The sequence below is a fragment of the Ruegeria sp. AF7 genome, from assembly GCF_056541885.1.
In genome coordinates this window covers 1-12,175 of sequence record NZ_JBQFYX010000002.1, presented here as the reverse complement: position 1 = coordinate 12,175, position 12,175 = coordinate 1, and the positions used below count along the sequence as shown (strand labels likewise).

11 protein-coding genes are annotated in these 12,175 nt (G+C 55.3%); 8 read left to right on the top strand and 3 right to left on the bottom strand.

Features of this window, described 5'->3' with window-relative positions:
- Position 1 precedes the first annotated feature (1 nt).
- Positions 2-514 carry a Fur family transcriptional regulator gene (locus ACR0AP_RS05535; RefSeq protein WP_480484831.1) on the bottom strand — a complete coding sequence of 171 codons (513 nt, stop codon included), beginning with the start codon at positions 512-514 and terminating at the stop codon, positions 2-4.
- A 57-nt stretch (positions 515-571) separates the two neighbouring features.
- On the opposite strand from ACR0AP_RS05535, the gene ACR0AP_RS05530 reads away from it, so the two are divergent.
- The 3 genes from ACR0AP_RS05530 to ACR0AP_RS05520 all read left to right on the top strand — a co-directional run bounded on the left by ACR0AP_RS05530 (position 572) and on the right by ACR0AP_RS05520 (position 3,733).
- The gene (locus ACR0AP_RS05530; protein WP_480505853.1) at positions 572-1,534 is read left to right on the top strand and encodes a zinc ABC transporter substrate-binding protein; all 963 of its coding nucleotides are present in this window, start codon (positions 572-574) and stop codon (positions 1,532-1,534) included.
- Positions 1,535-1,685: 151 nt separating this feature from the next.
- Positions 1,686-3,089, top strand: coding sequence for a sensor histidine kinase (locus ACR0AP_RS05525; protein WP_480505851.1), 1,404 nt, complete (start codon positions 1,686-1,688; stop codon positions 3,087-3,089).
- Positions 3,086-3,733: a response regulator gene (locus ACR0AP_RS05520; protein WP_480505849.1), complete on the top strand. Its 648-nt coding sequence runs from the start codon at positions 3,086-3,088 to the stop codon at positions 3,731-3,733. The genes ACR0AP_RS05525 and ACR0AP_RS05520 overlap by 4 nt, the downstream gene beginning before the upstream one ends.
- A gap of 74 nt (positions 3,734-3,807) precedes the next feature.
- Here the strand turns inward: ACR0AP_RS05520 and ACR0AP_RS05515 are convergent, their stop codons facing one another.
- Complete coding sequence (locus tag ACR0AP_RS05515; protein WP_480505847.1) at positions 3,808-4,587, bottom strand: hypothetical protein; 780 nt, start codon at positions 4,585-4,587, stop codon at positions 3,808-3,810.
- 304 nt (positions 4,588-4,891) lie between these two features.
- The gene (locus tag ACR0AP_RS05510) at positions 4,892-5,776 is read right to left on the bottom strand and encodes a LysR family transcriptional regulator (RefSeq protein WP_209598083.1); all 885 of its coding nucleotides are present in this window, start codon (positions 5,774-5,776) and stop codon (positions 4,892-4,894) included.
- A 270-nt stretch (positions 5,777-6,046) separates the two neighbouring features.
- Between ACR0AP_RS05510 and ACR0AP_RS05505 the strand changes: the two genes are divergently transcribed.
- From ACR0AP_RS05505 to ACR0AP_RS05485, 5 genes are all read left to right on the top strand, one after another.
- Positions 6,047-7,012, top strand: coding sequence for an ABC transporter substrate-binding protein (locus ACR0AP_RS05505; protein ID WP_480505846.1), 966 nt, complete (start codon positions 6,047-6,049; stop codon positions 7,010-7,012).
- A gap of 66 nt (positions 7,013-7,078) precedes the next feature.
- The gene (locus ACR0AP_RS05500) at positions 7,079-8,134 is read left to right on the top strand and encodes a quaternary amine ABC transporter ATP-binding protein (RefSeq protein WP_209598084.1); all 1,056 of its coding nucleotides are present in this window, start codon (positions 7,079-7,081) and stop codon (positions 8,132-8,134) included.
- Positions 8,131-9,672, top strand: a complete 1,542-nt coding sequence (locus tag ACR0AP_RS05495; RefSeq protein ID WP_209504846.1) for an ABC transporter permease — start codon at positions 8,131-8,133, stop codon at positions 9,670-9,672. The genes ACR0AP_RS05500 and ACR0AP_RS05495 overlap by 4 nt, the downstream gene beginning before the upstream one ends.
- Positions 9,669-10,385 carry an alpha/beta fold hydrolase gene (locus tag ACR0AP_RS05490; RefSeq protein ID WP_480505843.1) on the top strand — a complete coding sequence of 239 codons (717 nt, stop codon included), beginning with the start codon at positions 9,669-9,671 and terminating at the stop codon, positions 10,383-10,385. Before ACR0AP_RS05495 ends, ACR0AP_RS05490 begins: the two co-directional genes overlap by 4 nt.
- Before the next feature lie 785 nt (positions 10,386-11,170).
- Entirely contained in the window at positions 11,171-12,127 is a 957-nt protein-coding gene (locus tag ACR0AP_RS05485; protein ID WP_480505841.1) for a hypothetical protein, read from the top strand.
- The last annotated feature ends 48 nt before the right edge of the window (positions 12,128-12,175 follow it).

Sequence of the window (12,175 nt, the reverse complement as noted above, 5' to 3'; positions counted from 1 at the left end):
TTTATGCCTTTTCGGTGCAGTCGGGGCAGAGACCTTCAGCCTCTACAACCGTTCGCTCGATCTCGAAACCCGCCGCGCGCGCGGCAGCACCAAGAACACCTTTGGACGGGGCAGATTGCGCCTCGGCTACGGCGTCGCATTTTCGGCAGATCATGAAAGCAGGTGAATGTGCAGCGCCAGGATGAGAGCAGGCGACAAACGCGTTCAGCCGCTCGATCTTGTGGACAAATCCGTTTTGTACAAGAAACTCCAGCGCCCGATAAGCGACCGGAGGCTGGGACCCGAACCCTTCGTCGCGCAACCGGTCAAGGATTGCATAGGCACCTTGGGCGCGATGTTCGTGCAATAACATCTCAAGAACCTTGCGCCGAACCGGCGTCAGCCGCAGCCCTTCCGCTTTGCACCGGACTTCGGCGGATGTCAGAGCCGTTGCGACGCAGCTCTGGTGGTCATGTTCCTGAAACCCGACCGGAGCCGCGTCTTTGCCAATAACTGGGTGCACATCACTTGTCATGTTATTACATATCATGTATTGCCGCTTGAAATGTTATAAAATCACACAGAGGGCCCGATGTCCAGAACGCTTCTTCTTCCATTATCTATCACAGTTGCACTGCTGGGTGGACCGGCCCGCGCAGATGCGCCAAACGTTGCCGCGGACATTGCCCCGGTTCATTCGCTGGTGGCCCGTGTCATGGCGGGTGTGGGAACACCTGCCCTGATCGTCGCACCGGGTGCCTCGCCGCATGAATACAATCTGCGCCCGTCCGAGGCAGCCGCGTTGCAAAACGCCGATCTGGTGTTCTGGGTAGGAGAAGACCTGACACCCTGGCTGGAAAGTGCGATAGAAACTCTTGCTCAAGGTGCGACCGCCACAGCCCTATTGGACGCAAAGGGTACGGGGCTTCTTGAGTTCCGGGAAGACGCATTGTTTGAGGCGCATGATCACGCGGACGATGCGGGTCACGAAGACCATGACGACCATGGCGATCACGAAGGCCATGATGATCATGACTCTCATGACCCACATGCCTGGCTGTCGCCAACGAATGCCAAAGCCTGGCTGACCCTGATCGCGGATCAACTGTCGTCAGCGGATCCCGACAACGCCGCTGCGTATTTAGCAAATGCCGAAGCGGCGCGCGAAGAAATGACCGTGCTTTCCGCAGAAGTGGAAGAGTTGCTTGAACCGGTTCGCGGCGGCAGCTTCATCGTGTTTCATGATGCCTACCAGTATTTTGAGGTCGCGTTCGGTTTCCCTGCATCGGGCGCGATTTCCCTGAGCGACGCGTCCGACCCAAGCCCCGCGCGAATTGCCGCCATTCAAGGTCGCATTCACGCAGAAGGCATCAATTGCGTATTGTCCGAACCACAGTTCAATCCGGGCATCGTCGAAACCGTGCTGGATGGAACATCGGCGCAATCCGGTGTGATCGATCCGCTGGGCTCGGCTCTGGAACCCGGGCCGTCTTTGTACCCGCAAGTCATTCGCAACATGGCGCAAACCCTGGCGGAGTGTTTGAAAACCCGTTGAGCCGGGATTGGGATCGGGACGCGGGAACCTGCCGGGGTGCACCCAAAAGGGCCAAGTCCCGATCTGCGCATCAGGTTTGGTACACTTGAGAAGTGCATCAGACCATGGTCTGTAGCGCGTCAAGCAATTGTCGTTCATAGTCGATTGCGAAATGAGACCCAAAATTACTGACCTGACAATTGGCAACTGGTCTTTGTCGCGCGTTTTTCTCGCGGCGAGCGTTGCGGTCATGGGGACTGCAACGGTGTTTGTTGGTCACTGGGTATCGAACCGGATCGAAAACGCGGTTGTACAAAATTCCGCCAACTCTGCGGCATTGTACATGGAAAGCATTTTGTCCCCACTCAGCCAGGAGCTGGCGCATGGAGATCGACTGTCCGAACAGGCCAGCCGGGCGCTGGACGAGATCTTCATGACCCAGCCGATGCGCGAACGCATTGCCTCGTACAAGTTCTGGAAGCAGGAGGGCGAGATTGCCTACGCATCGGATCCCGCCATCATCGGTCGCCGGTTCGAGCCGACAGATGACCTGAAACGTGCGTGGAACGGAGAAATCTCGGGCTCATTTGAAGAGCTGGAAGACGAAGAAAGCGCGGCAGAGGCTGCGCTTGGCATTCCATTGCTGGAAGTCTACAGCCCCATTCGCGAAATCTGGTCGGGGAAAATCATCGCCGTCGCCGAGTTTTATGAAAAGGCAGATCAGCTGGAACTGGACATGGCCAGAGCCCGAAGAACAAGCTGGTTGATCGTTGGCTCGGCCTTTGCGGCAAGCACGGTTGTTCTGTTTTCCATTGTCGCAATCGGCGACAACACTATTCGACGGCAAGGACGCCTTCTGAACGATCGTCTTGCCGAAAGTGAAAAGATGGCCGCGCAAAATGCCATGCTGCGGTCGCGTGTCATTGATGCATCGGAAAGATACGCCGCGCAAACCGACAGGTTCCTCAGGAAACTCGGCGCGGAGCTGCACGACGGCCCCGCCCAATACCTGTCGCTCGCCGCCCTTCGACTGGAGGCCGCATTCGGCGACAGGCCGGAGATGCCCACCGAGGCCGAAGAAATTCAACAGTCGTTGCAGAAGTCTTTGGCAGAAATTCGCGCTCTTTCTCGGGGATTGTTCGCGCCGGACATCGAAAACCTGGCGCTCGTTGATGTCGTGAAAAGAGCTGTCGAGGACCATTCCGAGCACAGCCCTTTTCGCCCCGGTATTTCCTTTCAAGGCAATCCGTCGCCTGATTTGTCAATCTCGGGCAAGTTGTGCGTTTTCCGGTTCCTGCAGGAAACGCTTTCCAATGCCGCAAGATATGCGCCCGCGTCCCAGTGCACTGTCACCTGCGACGTACAAGATGATCGCATTACCGTTCAGGTCAGCGACGACGGCCCCGGGTTCGCCCCCTCCGGCGAGACGGTTCTGCGTGAGGACGGGGGCCAGGGCCTTGTCGGCTTGCGTGACCGGGTCGAAAGCATTGGCGGTCGGTTCGAAGTGACGTCAACCCCAGGCAAGGGCACCACTGTTGCTATGACGTTGCTTCCCAGAAAGATGAGTGCATCATGACAACTTCAGTCGTTATCGCAGATGATCACCCGATTTTCAGGGACGGTCTACACCGCACATTGGAGGAGGCCGACGGCTTCAAGGTTCTTGCCGCCGGATCAAACGCGGATGAGGCCGTTTCCCTTGTCCGAACCCATCAGCCTGACATCGCCATCCTCGACCTGTCGATGCCCGGTGGCGGCATTAGCGCGACCCGTCGAATTGCTGAAATGGCGAACCCGCCTTTCATTGCGATATTGACGGTCTCTGAAAACAGCAGTGACGTTGCAGACGCTTTGGAGGCGGGTGCCATTGGCTATATCGTCAAGGGCGTGACAGCACGCGAATTGACAGCTTCGCTGCGCAGTATCGCCTCGGGCGAAGGGTTCGTCTCGCCGGGTCTTGCTTCGCGTATGCTGCTTCAGATCAATCGCAGAAACGGGTCGCAGCAAGAAGCTGACGCCATAGATGATCTTACCCATCGCGAAGAGGAGATTCTTCGGCGCGTCGCCAAAGGGCTGAGCAATCGGGAAATAGCCGATGAGTTGGGAATACAGGAGAAAACCGTCAAGCATTACATGACGGCGATCCTGTCCAAGCTCCATGCGCGAAACCGGGTGGAGGCCGCTCTTATCGCGCATGAGGCCTGGAACAAGAACGACTAAGGGTCAGGCGTTCAATGACCGGGGCGGTCTCTCAAGAAAAGAAACCGCCCCGCACATTCGTCAAAGTTCGTTGCTCAGTTGGCGACCGACTGAAGCCTTTGGCGGTCCGCTGCAGTTGCGTTTCTTTCAACAACGGTCCGGTTGAACGGGTCTTTCAACTCGTATCGTCCGCCCTCGATCTCTTCCTTCCAGCCGTTCGTGTAGCTGACTTCGATATTGTTGCCCTGAATCTCGATTTTTGCAGGACGACTTCCGGCGCCACCGCTCTGCCCTTGCGAACGCACGCTATCGATTGAGATGCCGATTGCCATCGACCGAAGGCGCGAAACGTCGGCACCGGTTGCAGGTCGTTCTTCGACGGTTCGGTTCTGCGCATTCTTTCTTTCGTATCGACCGTTTTCGATCTCTTCCTTGGTACCGTCGGCATAGCGTACTTCAATGCCGCTCGCGCTTGTTTCGACCTTTGTTATTCCGGCTGAACCAGATGGTCGCCCTCCAGACCGAGAGCGGTCCGTCTTACCGCTGCCGCTGCCTCGGCCTGAGCGTGACGAGCCGTCATCATCATCGTCGTCATCATCGTCGTCATCATCGCTGTCGCGACCACCTTTGCCCGATCCGGAACTGTCATCCCGGTCATCATCACGATCACCGCCACTCCCTGACCCGGAGTTGCCGTCACGATCATCATCCCCGCCGTCACCATCACTCCCCTTCCCACTTTTTGCCAACGCGTAAGCGGGTTCCAAGCGCAGATGGCCCTCTGCGTCGAAGGTCGGCACATAAGGTGTCATCACAATCAGCGAGGCAAGCGCTGCAGTGCTTAGAAGTTGACCGGTTCTTTTCTGGATCTTCATTTTCGTCTCCAATCCTGTTCGAGGCGTTTTCCTGTATTGGGGTCAGAATATCCCGGGCCTTGCTGCGCTACATCGGGCTTAGGTCTGATGATTTTCCGGCCGAATGTCCGGGTCGAAGAAGAACTCTGAAATTCTTTCAGGCAAACGGGACAAATAATCCTGAACCTGGCTTGTCCTGCGATGCGCCCTCCGTCGCAGTGTGGGCAAGTTTGTCTGGCCCGTGACGCGGCGCGCGCATCCTTGCGAATAGCGTTGCAGGCGCGCGAAATACTTCAAATAGCCTCGAAGGTGACGACCAACACCGTCACAACAGTTCCCATAGCTGTCGTGCGGTCTGGTCAAAGGCCGCGGGATTGGAAAAGGCTGAAATCGTCAATGTGGCGCACCATGCCTCATCACCAATTGGGACCAGCAACCCCTGATCCAGTTCCGAAGAAATAGCTGTCTCGGGCATCCAGGCAAAACCGCTGCCCGTCATCAGTCGCCGTTTGATCGTTTCGACCAGACTATCGACATAGATGGTCTCGGTATTCTGGGGTTTCCGATCAACAGTATTTTCGACGACCATCCCCAAAAACGATGATCGGTCATAGGACAGATAAGGGATAGGCGGGCCGTCCTGTCTGCCGAGATCCCATCCCAAGGCGCGCACCGGTTCAACGGCCGCCACTGGCACCAGCCGGTCCTTCAACAGGTCCTTACGCTCGAATGCAGCTTCATTGATCATGGGTGACACTGAGTGGTGATTGTAGCACAGCAGGATATCCACCACGCCTTCGACCAAAAGGTCACAACAGGTGCTTAAGGAATCAGACAGGACGCGAGTGCGCAAATCTGGGATCTGCTTCTGCAACTCTTCTATTCGGGTTGCCAAAAAATTAACCGCAATGGTGTGAAGCACCGAAAATCGGATGAACCGACTATCGCCCCGGTCTGCATCCCGCAAGGACTGGCGTGTTTCTGACAGTTGTGAGATCGCTGTCAGGGCAACGGGTAAAAACTGCTTACCCGCTTCCGTCAGCTGTACAGGATACGTGGCCCGATTGACCAGAGGCAACCCGACCCAGCTCTCCAACGCTTTGATTCTGCGGCTAAATGCGGATTGCGTAATGTTTCGCTCATCAGAAGCGCGCGTGAAGTTCAGGGTCCGGGCAAGGCATTCAAAGTCACGTAACCAATTCAGATCCAACGGGTGTTCCTGCGTGTTAATGAACGTATTCTCCAAGCATAATTCAAATTATGCAGAATACGAATAGTTTGATGAAATGTTCGAATTGGCTCTGAGAAAAGCTCTTGATCTAGACTTCTGAACAGGGTCCGGCGGCAGGACTTATTGTAAGCCTTCCGTCCGAAGTTGCGGCCAAAGACAAGTTGGCACGACCCAATTGCGCGATGGGAAAGTGGAACGACAGAGAATACGACGCCAAAAACACGGCGCATATCAACAGAGGAGAAGACCATGAGAACCAAGTTGAACACAATAAGCCTGGTGGCTGCGGCTGGCATCTTCGCGATGCCCGCTTTCGCGGCTGAAGAGGTAAAAATCGGTGTCCCGTCATGGACCGGCGCCCAAGCCATTGCTCATCTGCTGGGCGCGGTCGTGGAAATGCGCATCGGTGGCAAAGTGGAATATGTGCCTGGCAACAACGCCACGATCTTTCAGGCGATGGATCAGGGCAAGGGCGATATCGACGTACATCCCGACGTATGGCTGCCCAATCAGGAAAGCTTTACCAAAAAATACGTTGACGAGGCGGGTACTGTGACTCTGTCTTCAAATCCCTATGAAGGCAATCAGGGGTTCTGCGTCAGCAAGGATTTTGGTGAAGCCAACAACATCACCGACATCGCCGACCTGGGTCGCCCGGATGTGGCTGCCCTGATGGACAGTGACGGCAATGGCAAAGGTGAGATGTGGATTGGCGCACCGGGTTGGGCCTCGGCCAATGTAAACGAGGTCAAGACAAGGGATTATGGCCTGCTTGATTTCATCGAACCGATCCGTGCCGAGGAAAGCGTGAAGACCGCGCGGATCAAGGACAGCATCGCCAAGGGCGAAGGGTACGCCTTTTACTGCTACAAGCCGCACGCGGTTTGGTACATGTTCGACGTACAGATGTTGACCGAGCCGACATTCGATCCCGCAAATTACGTGATGATCCAGCCTTCCGACGATCCGGATTGGTACAACAAATCCACGGTCGCGACAAAGGACGCTCTCAAGAACGTGCAGATCGCATGGTCCAATTCCCTGCCAGAACGTTCGCCAGCTATTGCCGACTTCTTTGCTAATTTCGCGTTGACAGCGGATGATGTCAGCGGGTTTGCCTATGAAATCAGCGGCAAGGGCCGTGATCCGGCAGAAGTTGCCCGCGAATGGGTCGAAGCAAACCCGGATCGCGTCGACGCGTGGCTGGGCCTCTGATCTCACGCAGGAAACAGGGTGGCGGCAGGTGATGGCGCCACCCAAGTGCAGACCTCTGGGGGACCCATGAGCGAAGATACCGTTATTGAAATCTCGAATGTCTGGAAGATATTCGGGAGCAGGCCGGAAGTGGCGCTGCAAGCGATCCGCGACCGCGGGCTGAACAAGGCGCAAGTGCTGGCAGAATACAATTGCGTCGTCGGCGTCGCTGATGTCAGCCTGTCGGTCAATCGGGGCGAGATTTTCTGCATCATGGGCCTGTCCGGCAGTGGGAAATCCACTTTGGTTCGCCACTTCAACCGGCTGCTGGAGCCGACCGCTGGCAAGATCGAAATCGAAGGTACCGATGTCATGGCTTTAGGGCCAAAGGAGCTTCAGCAGTTTCGCAACAGCAAGATAGGCATGGTATTTCAGAACTTTGCGCTGATGCCGCATAGGTCAGTGCTGGATAACGTGGCAATGCCGTTGGAAATTCGCCAAGTCAGCAAGAATGAACGCATGCGCCAGGCCGCGGCCATTCTCGACATCGTTGAGCTTGGCGCTTGGGGATCGAAATTCGCGCACGAGCTGTCAGGTGGTATGCAGCAACGTGTAGGCTTGGCTCGGGCACTGGCAGCCAACCCGGATGTGCTTTTGATGGATGAACCTTTTTCGGCACTCGATCCTTTGATCCGGCGACAATTGCAGGATGAATTCATCCGGCTCAGCAAGATCCTTAAGAAGACCACCATTTTCATCACCCACGATCTGGATGAAGCTGTTCGCATTGGCAATCGGATCGCGATCATGCGCGACGGCAAGGTGGTACAGATCGGAACGGCCGAAGACATCGTCATGAACCCTGCAGATGACTATGTGGCCGATTTTGTCGCCGGTATTTCACGGCTTAAAGTGGTGCGGGCCCATGCGGTTATGCGACCGATACCTGAACACGTCGCGGTTGACGGGCCTCTGCCGGCTGACGCCCCACGGGTGAATGAGAGCGAAAATCTCAGCACCCTGATCAATTTGGCAATCGACAACAGCAGTGCAATCCTGGTCGAGGACGGCGGCGTGGATGTTGGCGTCATAACCCGTGCCGACCTGCTGCGCACCGTGATCGAAGGGACCGAAGTGTCATGAGCACCTCAGATGTGAATCCGCTGGAAGACACCGAAAGCGAAGCGGCCCTGGCCTATGCCGAAGAGCGGCGAGAAAACATTCGGACATTCGTTCGCACCAGCCCGGACTACTACATACGAAATTTCGACAAGATCGGGGCGTCATCCCGTTTTACGCCAACCTTCAACTTCATGGCCGGGTTATTTGGCCCGGTCTGGTTCGGTGCGCGGGGCCTGTGGACATGGGCGTTACCGTTTTTGATCCTCGAAACGATAGCCTACGTGCAGATTGCCCGAGGGTTGTTCGGTGACCTGGCCGCCGATGCAATGGAACGTATCGCTTCGATTGAAGGAACGCTTGAACTGCGGCGTCAACAACTGGCCGCAGCCATCGAAAACAACTCAGACAAGATTGATGTCTATCAACGTACTGTAGACTCGCTTGAGGAAAACATTGGCGGCATCCGGGCCGAAGCCGAAGCAATGGCCGCTGAAGGGCCTTACATCGTTCTGACCGGTCTGGCCATTCTGATTATCGTCAAGCTTATCCAGTCGCAGGTGGCGAATTGGGCGCTTGAGGCGCGCTTCTCGGAATGGTTGTCAGACCGTTCCATTCGGTCCGCCATGCCAGTGTCTCAGATCGTATTCAGTGCGATCTTCATGGTTTTGATCGTCGCGGCGGCGATGATGCACTACAGTTTCCCGGGCCGATTTTCGATCCTCAGCCAATTTCCGACAGATCCAAACATCCGGCTGACCAGTATCACATGGGTCGAAAACTTTATCGCCTGGTGCGTGCGCAACAGTGTGGCCTTCTTTGACGGGCTGACCTTCGGCATACGAACGCTGCTGGACGCGCTTGAAGTTATTCTGGTGCAAACACCATGGATCGTGATCGCAAGCCTGATCATTCTGCTGACCTGGCTGACTGCGGGTATCAGCACGGCGATCTATTCCGGGGCGTTTCTGGCCTATATGGGCCTATTGGGGTTTTGGGAAGGCGCCATGACCACACTGGCATTACTTGGGACGGCGGCCTGTCTGTCGATCGTCATCGGTATTCCACTGGGCATGTTCGCTGCGCGTCGCCCAAGGTTCTATGCTTTTATCCAGCCTATCATGGATTTCATGCAAACCATGCCAGCCTTTGTTTTCATGGTGCCGGTAATCGCGTTCTTCGGTGTCGGCAAACCCGCAGCCGTCGTGGTCACCATGATCTTTGGTGGCACACCCGTGGTGCGCCTGACTGTGCTGGGCTTGCGTGGCGTACCCGAAAGCGTTCGAGAAGCAGCGATCAGTTTCGGCGCCAATAAGTGGTATTTGCTGACCAAGGTAGACCTGCCACTGGCAAGCCCATCGATCCGGGCCGGGATCAACCAGACCATCATGCTGTCGCTGGCGATGGTTGTCGTCGCCTCGCTGATCGGAGCCAAAGGGCTGGGTGAGGACGTTCTGGAAGCGTTGCAATACGCAAACGTCGGCCAGGGTATCCTTGCCGGGTTCTCAATCCTGTTCTGCGCCATGATCCTGGATCGGATTGTGCAGGGCGGTCGGAAATGACACCCATTGTATTTGTCCATGGATTTTTGGGCGGCAGTCGGCAGTGGCAGGGGCAGGTTGAGGCAATGGCAGGCCACAAGATCATCACGCTTGACTTGCCGGGTTTTGGCGAAAATGCACAGCTCGAAGCTCTCGGCAGCATTTCAGATTTTGCTGAATGGGCCCTGAATGAGCTGAAGACGCGTAGCATTGAGAAATTTCACCTGGTTGGCCACTCGATGGGCGGGATGGTCGTACAGGAAATGATTGCTCGCGCACCCGAGCGGATCGACCAATTGGTGCTTTATGGCACAGGGTCCGTAGGTGTTTTGCCAGGGCGGTTCGAAACGATTGACACCACAAAGCGACGGGCTTGCATTGACGGCCCGCAAGCGACCGGTCGGCGAATTGCAGCAACCTGGTTCCTTGAGCGGGAAAAAGCTGAAGCTTACGAAGAATGTGCTTCAATCGCCGAGTTGAGTAGCCTGCAAGCCATACTTACAGGTTTGGATGCCATGCATTGCTGGAGCGGTACCGATCTCCTGCCCGTTATCACAACCAAAACGCTGGTTATCTGGGGGGATCGTGATCGTACCTACCCCTGGAGCCAAACAGAAAAGTTGTGGCAGTCTATTCCAAACGCAAATCTTGCGGTGATACCAGAATCTGCGCATGCGACGCATCTGGAAAAAGCCGAGCTATTCAACAAGGTGCTGAGTGATTTTCTTGTTTGAGCTGCCCCCAACGTTTGGACCTATCCCGCGCTGAGCAAGTTACTCTCGTTTCCTGTTGTTACATTCCCCGGCAGATGATGCGCATTTCGCTCAACGTTATTTGCTGCGAACTGCCAAAGAAACGCCAACCGAACTACCGAATCAATCAGTGCCTCAATGACATAGTTGAAGCCGCGTTCAGCTTTCGGCAGTAAACTCGCCGCCCAAGGGCTACAACCGAAAGACTGAAGTGTGATCATCGGCAGCTTTTGGGCCCATCGGGACTTCTTGCGTGGACTTGTGTAAATAGTTTGTGCTGGATTGCTACACATCGACTTCGCCACATCTGCTTCCAGAGTACTTCCGGCGGTATTGGCGCAAATAGAAACACCGCCGGGAGGCGGTTCGTAACAATCTGATATTGTGTGTTATATTTGGTTGCGGTGAGAGGATATGATCCTCTGCGGTTCAGGTTCTGATGCTGACGAGGTTAAGAGGTTAAGCAAAAGATCCGGGGGATCACTTGTGGTCTGAACGGGCAGTGTTTGTGGTTTTCTGACGCTGGTTGCGGGAGGGCGCAACCACCGTTGCCGAACGCAATTGAAATGTCAGGTATAGGCAATGAAACCGACATACACAAAATACTACTAAACTTCTTTTGAGCGGACGAAGCGCCGTTTCGCTGCGCTTGCGCCAAGGGTTGCTTCATGGATTGTACCGCTCTTGGTAACGCAAGTTAGGCAGGGTTGTCGTTTGCTATGTCACCGGCCATACAGAAGGTACTCAAACCTTATCCGAGACTGACCATGGGCGATGACCAACAAAACTGGCGCAAAGACGTAGCCCATTTCCTCGCAGGAACTTTGCCAAAAGCTTCGGATCGTCCGGGCTGGAATGACATGGCGACTACGGCCTACCAAATCGGATGCATGGCCTTGGTCAAGCTTGGCTTTGCAGATCCAACGGACTGGGGGGCAGTACCAAAAGATGTTCCTGAACTACCTGCGATCATGCCGCGATGGGATGACATCTGCATTTCTGTTCTTTGGCTTGCGGAGCAACAAAACAAACTTTCATTCCGCCTACCAGACGGAAGCCTCCCGCCAACTCGTATCGGGAGCGGCTTTGTAATTGCTATGAAGGATCCGCCTCCACCTCAGACCCCAAACATCAAAGCTCGTTCTGGATTGGGCTGCGCACTTTGTGATGATGACCTTTTACAATTGCTTCAGCAACTTGGCCTTGTCTCGAACGGCACCTGGACGCAACAGGCGGAGTTCATTCTGTGGAGAACTTCGCCTAAGAATTGGTCCTTAGAATTCCTGCGCGACGAGCGTTTTTTGGATGCAGTTCAAAAGGCTACGGCCACCATTCCCGATGACATAGCAGCCGAAATTACGGAGTTAACTGAGATCAGCGAAGAACACATCGACGAGCTTATAGCTTGGCATGAAGAGAAGCTTGCAGAGGGTCGAGAGAAGTACGGGCAGAAGGCGCGGCTTGGTGAGATTCCAACAAGAGAGCGAGCCAAAAGCTCTCTCGAATTCTCGCGCAGAAACGCAATAGATTGGGTGTTCTTTCGCCACTGGAGAATTGAAGATGGCTGGCTTTCTACGAGAGAGGCGGAAGCCGCTCTGGACATCTTTCATGACAGGCTGGCGATTGCGATGCGCAGATCAGTAATGAAGGATTTGCACCCCGTGACCCAGCCCCTTGATCCGGGCCGTTTGGATGTAGAATCCGTTCCTGTTTCTTTCTTGTGATTAGGTTGCGGTCAAGGCCTGCTGAGCGGAGCCCTTGCGTAGCTCAAG

Excerpts from the sequence above, each read along its gene's own strand:
- ACR0AP_RS05490 (WP_480505843.1), top strand. The coding sequence starts at position 9,669 with ATGACACCCATTGTATTTGTCCATGGATTTTTGGGCGGCAGTCGGCAG.
- ACR0AP_RS05520 (WP_480505849.1), top strand. The coding sequence starts at position 3,086 with ATGACAACTTCAGTCGTTATCGCAGATGATCACCCGATTTTCAGGGAC.
- ACR0AP_RS05515 (WP_480505847.1), bottom strand. The coding sequence starts at position 4,587 with ATGAAGATCCAGAAAAGAACCGGTCAACTTCTAAGCACTGCAGCGCTT.
- ACR0AP_RS05535 (WP_480484831.1), bottom strand. The coding sequence starts at position 514 with ATGACAAGTGATGTGCACCCAGTTATTGGCAAAGACGCGGCTCCGGTC.
- ACR0AP_RS05495 (WP_209504846.1), top strand. The coding sequence starts at position 8,131 with ATGAGCACCTCAGATGTGAATCCGCTGGAAGACACCGAAAGCGAAGCG.
- ACR0AP_RS05485 (WP_480505841.1), top strand. The coding sequence starts at position 11,171 with ATGGGCGATGACCAACAAAACTGGCGCAAAGACGTAGCCCATTTCCTC.
- ACR0AP_RS05505 (WP_480505846.1), top strand. The coding sequence starts at position 6,047 with ATGAGAACCAAGTTGAACACAATAAGCCTGGTGGCTGCGGCTGGCATC.
- ACR0AP_RS05500 (WP_209598084.1), top strand. The coding sequence starts at position 7,079 with ATGAGCGAAGATACCGTTATTGAAATCTCGAATGTCTGGAAGATATTC.
- ACR0AP_RS05525 (WP_480505851.1), top strand. The coding sequence starts at position 1,686 with ATGAGACCCAAAATTACTGACCTGACAATTGGCAACTGGTCTTTGTCG.
- ACR0AP_RS05530 (WP_480505853.1), top strand. The coding sequence starts at position 572 with ATGTCCAGAACGCTTCTTCTTCCATTATCTATCACAGTTGCACTGCTG.